Source organism: Chryseobacterium takakiae (assembly GCF_900129385.1).
Lineage (GTDB): Bacteria > Bacteroidota > Bacteroidia > Flavobacteriales > Weeksellaceae > Chryseobacterium > Chryseobacterium takakiae.
Map to the genome: position 1 here is coordinate 1 of NZ_FQVO01000033.1, position 5,463 is coordinate 5,463.

General features: G+C 37.4%; 3 protein-coding genes. All 3 read right to left on the reverse strand.

All coding sequences use genetic code 11. The annotated features are described in order from the left end of the window. Nucleotides 1–1,865, reverse strand: a 1,865-nt coding sequence (locus BUA76_RS18900) for a DUF6443 domain-containing protein (RefSeq protein ID WP_228408515.1), incomplete at its 3' end; no start/stop codon positions are given. A 6-nt stretch (nt 1,866–1,871) separates the two neighbouring features. After that, nucleotides 1,872–5,357: a hypothetical protein gene (locus BUA76_RS18905; protein ID WP_072886353.1), complete on the reverse strand. Its 3,486-nt coding sequence runs from the start codon at nt 5,355–5,357 to the stop codon at nt 1,872–1,874. Between the two features lie 7 nt (nt 5,358–5,364). Next, on the reverse strand, nt 5,365–5,457 hold the full coding sequence (locus tag BUA76_RS19145; RefSeq protein ID WP_228408514.1) for a hypothetical protein: 93 nt from the start codon (nt 5,455–5,457) through the stop codon (nt 5,365–5,367). Nucleotides 5,458–5,463 lie beyond the last annotated feature (6 nt).

Sequence of the window (5,463 nt, forward strand, 5' to 3'; positions counted from 1 at the left end):
ACATAGCCATACCTTTTCAGGGATTCGTTGGCGCTTACACCTGTTTTCCAGTCTACTTCGGCAATGTTGCCGTTGTATCTTGGAAGGACCTGTAAAGAGGGGTCTGAAGTATCAGGAGTTTGTAATCCTTCCACTTCATTGTACTTGATTTTATATCCAAAAAGATCACCTCCCAGGTTATTAGGATCGTTAATCTGTGTCATCCAGCCACGAATGTTATAGCTGTAATCCACGGTTTGCAAACCGCTTCCTAAAGCTGTTCCGCCCACTTTTTTGGCTTGCAGTTGTGACAATTCGTTGTAGGTGTTCTGCGCTAAATATTCCACCGGACTATTGTCCACCTGGTGGGTATGGGTTTTCAATCTGTTCTGGGAATCATAGGTAAAGTTTTCGGTAATCACTTTATCGGTATCGGTATTCAGCCTTTTATGACGGGTAATGCTTTGCTGAACCACGCCTGCAAAATCCAGCTTGGATTCCACCTGGGTGCGCCCGCCTAAATGATTGATGGAGTAACTCCCAATGGCTCTTCCTTTTCTATCATAATAGGTATAGTTTTTCGTCCAGTTATCGTCCTCGATGTTTTTAACCAAACTCATCACCGGAAGGCTTTTGGTACTTAATCCTTCTGCGGTAGGCGTTTCGGTAAGGGTGGGTTCTCCCAGAATGCTTGAAGGGAACGTTGGGTTAAAACCGTATCCCGGGTAAGAATCATAATAGTTTAGAGACAATAAGGTTACCCATTTGCTTGAATTAGGATAAGTGCTATCCGGTGTATCATAATATACATCCATTCCTTGCCGGTTGAAAAGAACGGTCTGTATTCTCTTGACATTGTTGGGACTTATACCATTAACTTCCGCCTGTTCAGTGCTTCTGTCAGACCCTATACTGATTCCGGTAATGGCCACTCTTCCAAATTGGTCATATTTGGTGTACAGCCATTGGCCTTTTTCTTTCAGAACGGTGTCTTGCGTTGCCACAAGTCTATCCTGTCTGTCGTACAGCATATATTCCCAGCCTTTGCCCGGAAGCTTCTTTTCTACCAACCGGTTCCTGCCGTCGTAACGATACTGATAACAAAGATCATTAAGCAAGGTTTCGGTAATAGTCTGATTAACCGCTTTTGGTGGGATCACAAAAGCCAGCTGGTTGTATTCATTGTACACATAATAGGTGTCGGCATATTCTGTATCAGAGATCATTTTTCTTACCAAAATGGTTTGTCCTTCCCCATTTTTGTATTCGTAAGTCTTATTTCCGTCTTCGTCAATAACAGCGTTTCTGTAGAGCTGGTTAGCTCCATAGGCGGGGATTGAAGATAAACTCAAACTGGACTTTGTAGCCCCGTTTTCCCAAATAGTGGTGGTAACAAAATGATATACATCATTGCCAATGTTGGCGGAATATTCAAACTGAACGGGTTTTGTATCCCACGCATTACCCACCTGTTTCTGCTGTAAAATCCTGTCTAAGGGAGAGTTTTCCAGAATCTTTTCTGAAAAGATCTTCTCTGAACCATAAAGGGTGGGCTGGGTGGCATTGCTCAAAGGAGACGTGTAAATTCCTCCACTCTGTGTTCCCTGCTGGGGAACGGGAAGGTAATCTTTCACCTGTCTTCCGAAGCCGTCGTATTCAATATGGGTGACCACGTCTTTCCCCGTTGGGGAAGCTTTGATATTCACCACCTGCTTGGGTCTTCCCAACCCGTCAAAATACTGTACAGATTCTGAAGTTTTGGTAGCGGTGGTTCCGTTATAATCTAAATAGGTTTTGGTATAAACGTAGTTTTCCGTGTTAGTGAGCTGGGCATGGAATAAACCTGACATCAGCAAAGCCCCGACCGGGATTAATATTTTTTTCATCAGTGATTAGTTTTTGTAGTTGTACTTGAATTCTTTTAACAGCTTTCCGGTGGCAGAATTTTCTCTGATTTCTTTTAGCCTGTTAGCGGTATCATAGAGATACACTTCCCGGATTCCAGATGGAGGAGTAATGGTAGTAACCCCGATCAATGGATCGTAGGTATATGTAGAAATTTGGTAATTTGCCATTGTACTGTCTTTCCTGAAATTATCCAAAGCTGTGATCAAGGCCGCTTCATTGGAAGGATTGGATGCATCCAGGTCTGAAGCGGAAATAATAGCCGACGCCAGGCTGCTTACCTGGGCATAGGTCGCTCCTGTAATTTTAGCAATAGGCTGGGTCTGGTTGTACCCCCAGATAATGGCCGTAGGAATGCCGTCTTTGGTGGTGTACTGCTGCAGGTTGCCCTTGCTGTCGTATTGGTTATAGGTGATTTCCGTGGAAGCGGTGTTTAAAAGATTGGTAGACTTAACTTCACTAGGTAGTGGTAGCCCAGAAGTTTTTGTATTGGCCTCTGATTGATTGAGAGGGTAAATAGTTTCTATCTTCGAAATTGTTTTTCCTATATCCTGGGCATTTATTTTTTTTGTAGCAACAGTTTCTAATGGCACTCCGATAATATTATTGGCAATCAGATACGTGTTATTTTTATCAGATGCATAGTTATAGCTGATTTCACTCACTGAATTATCAGGATAAGTTGTACGGGAAGATTTTAACTTTAAATTTGTTAAGTTATAAGTATAATCGCTCGTAGTTGTTAAGATCTTTTCGTTTCCGTTTGCATCGTAATAATCTTTGTTTAATGAATTTGTAAGTTCTGCCCAACCGAACGTATCCTTTTTCCTGTAGTAGCCTATATAGTTAGCTGGTTTTCCACATAGCGAAGCATTAAAGCATCGGATATCATTACCACAAAAAGGAGCCGAAAATGCCGAAAGCAAATCCGAATACGACAAGTAGGTACTTGCATAAGGGCAATCAAAATTGAAATAATATAATGATAATCCTGTAACTTCCACATAATCATGGAAATTATAATTATTACTGATCGTGTTCAATAATTTGTTGTAATTATTATACTTTTTATCTGAAAGAAGAAGCCCTCTTTTATAATCCTGATTACTGGTTTCTATGAAAGGATAACTTACAGCAATTGCCGGAAATTGTTCGGGATAATCAATAGGAGATGTATAGGTGTATTCTGTTTTACCCTTCCCCTGTTCAGTAACAGTTACATTTTTATACCCAACATCAGAGCCTTTTGTTACAATAGCAGAAAGGTTGTTAAGTTCTGTTTGAACTTTATACGTTACATACCTCCAGTCAACATTTAAACCGCACGAAGTCCCAAATTCTTTAAATGTTCTATTTACCTGATACTCCATTACAGGTTTTGGATAAACAAGGGAACCGCTGCTCTTGGTATTATCATCAAATAAATGATACTTAAAAGAAAGCTTTCTTTCAAAACCGATTGGATACATATGAAGTTTAATATCATTATCACTTATGATGGGATTTCCTTTAAAATAATAAATATTTTTAATCCTGATTCCTCCACCATACAGCCAATTATTGGTCTGTGCATTTAAAGTTTTCCCATAAATGTCAATATGAGCAGTTCCGGTTACAGGCAAATTACTTACAGGATTTTGCCCAACCTGCGCCTGATGATTCCATCTGAATCCGATTTTATAAGTATATCCCTGCTCTAAAAGATATTCATTGTAGCAATCTGCCCCTGCTGTCAGCGAGATTGAAGAAACCAAGTTCTGATTCTGATATTTATATAAATTTAAAAAGCCGGCAATACCTGAATTGTTATCAATAGTAGCTTTTATAAGCAATCTTTTGTCTGTTGATGACAATCCAAGATCATAAAACTGCTCAACGCTATTACTACTGTTTAAAGTTGTATTATTGATGTGAGAGATTGTCCAGTTATCCGAATTGTTTACTATTTCACTATCTACACTTGTATCTCCTATAAAAGAATAAGTATTAGGTTCATACTCAAAAACAGCAGATCCTTTAGTAGGATAAATGATTTGTGTAAGAACATCCTTTGCAATATTCTGCTTATCTACTTCATTATTATAGAATCCTGCCGACGGATCATCACAAAAATTTTCTGCAGATTTGTAATACCCCCACAAATCTTTAGAAAAACCCTGATAGGATTGAAGGTTATTAAAGTATTTAAATCCGTATCTTAAAATTTCACTATCATTTGCCGTTTTATTGATAATCTCTTTTAAAAACAGCTTGTGATAGAAATCATAATTAAAAACAAAACTTTTAACTTCTACATTATTCCAATTCTTAACGGTAATTTTCTTAAGATATGGCGCTTCACTTTGCTGAAGAATATTTTCATCCTGTCTGTTGCCTTTTTCAAAACTGAAATAAATACGAGCTTTATCAATAATATTTATTTGCTGGAGCACTTTACTTTTTGTTTCTGTGGTAGTGCTTGTAGAAATTTGTAATGGCAATAGGTTATTGGGTATGTAATTGCCACAGTTTCCCATTTGGTGAATATTTAGATATAATTGTGAATTTACCGGCGTAAAATCTCTGGCCATAACAGGCTCATTTTTTACAATATTATTTCTCACATTTTTCTCCACAAAAAGATTCCCATCATACATTAATTCCGCAATAAGATTATTTTGGAATTTTATTTTTGATAAATGGAAAGCACTTATATAGTCGTTATATTGTTTACTTCCTGACGTAAAATCCAAAGAAGGATCAAGAAGCTGATTATGGGAAAAGGTAAAGTTACTTGAAGTCTCTTTAATGTCAAACGTAAAAGTATATCCTTTTTCATCAACGATTTCAAATTTTTTATTAAGATCATCGTACGTTATTTTTAAGGTGTCAATGGTTAACTTTTTGACTTGATAAGTGCCATTAGTAAGCTTTACTATAATAAACCGGCCGCTATATCCCATAAAATTGTATTGATATAGATCATGCTCCGTGTCAAATCTCTGCTTTTCACTGGCTTCAAAAAAGAAGTTATTGATAGTATAATCATCGTGATCAAATGAATACGTATCATCAAGAACATTAATTATATCCTTATAAGAATTAAAATAAATTCCTTTTTTTTGAGAAGCAGCATCATTGTAATCATCAGGGTAGCCACCTCTTACTGTTCTTGATATTGTACCTCCGGCAAACAAGCTCCAGCCAAGACCTGTATCTCCGGCTACTTCATTATGTTTAATTGATAATGGATGATATTTTAGGGATATATCAAAATTTAAGTTTCCTTCAACTCCGTATATTGGAATTGAAATATCAGGAATACCACTATAGTTACTTACCGGGATCTCTTCAAATTTCATCAAAGCTGAAACCGTAGGTGATGCAGGGATTACCTGGGGTATATGATTATCTGTAGATGTTGTGTTGGGACTTTGCCCGAAAAATGTATATAAAAATAGTACGAAAATTAAAGTATACGATTTCTTTTTCATATGTATTTTACTTCTTAATCAATTTAGCACTCGCTGTTTTGTTATCATTTGTTTTCACACTCACCAGATACGCTCCCTGAACAAGATTCTGCGTATTGATCTTCGT

Coding starts and splice junctions, on each gene's coding strand:
- BUA76_RS18905 (WP_072886353.1), bottom strand. CDS start 5,357: ATGAAAAAGAAATCGTATACTTTAATTTTCGTACTATTTTTATATACA.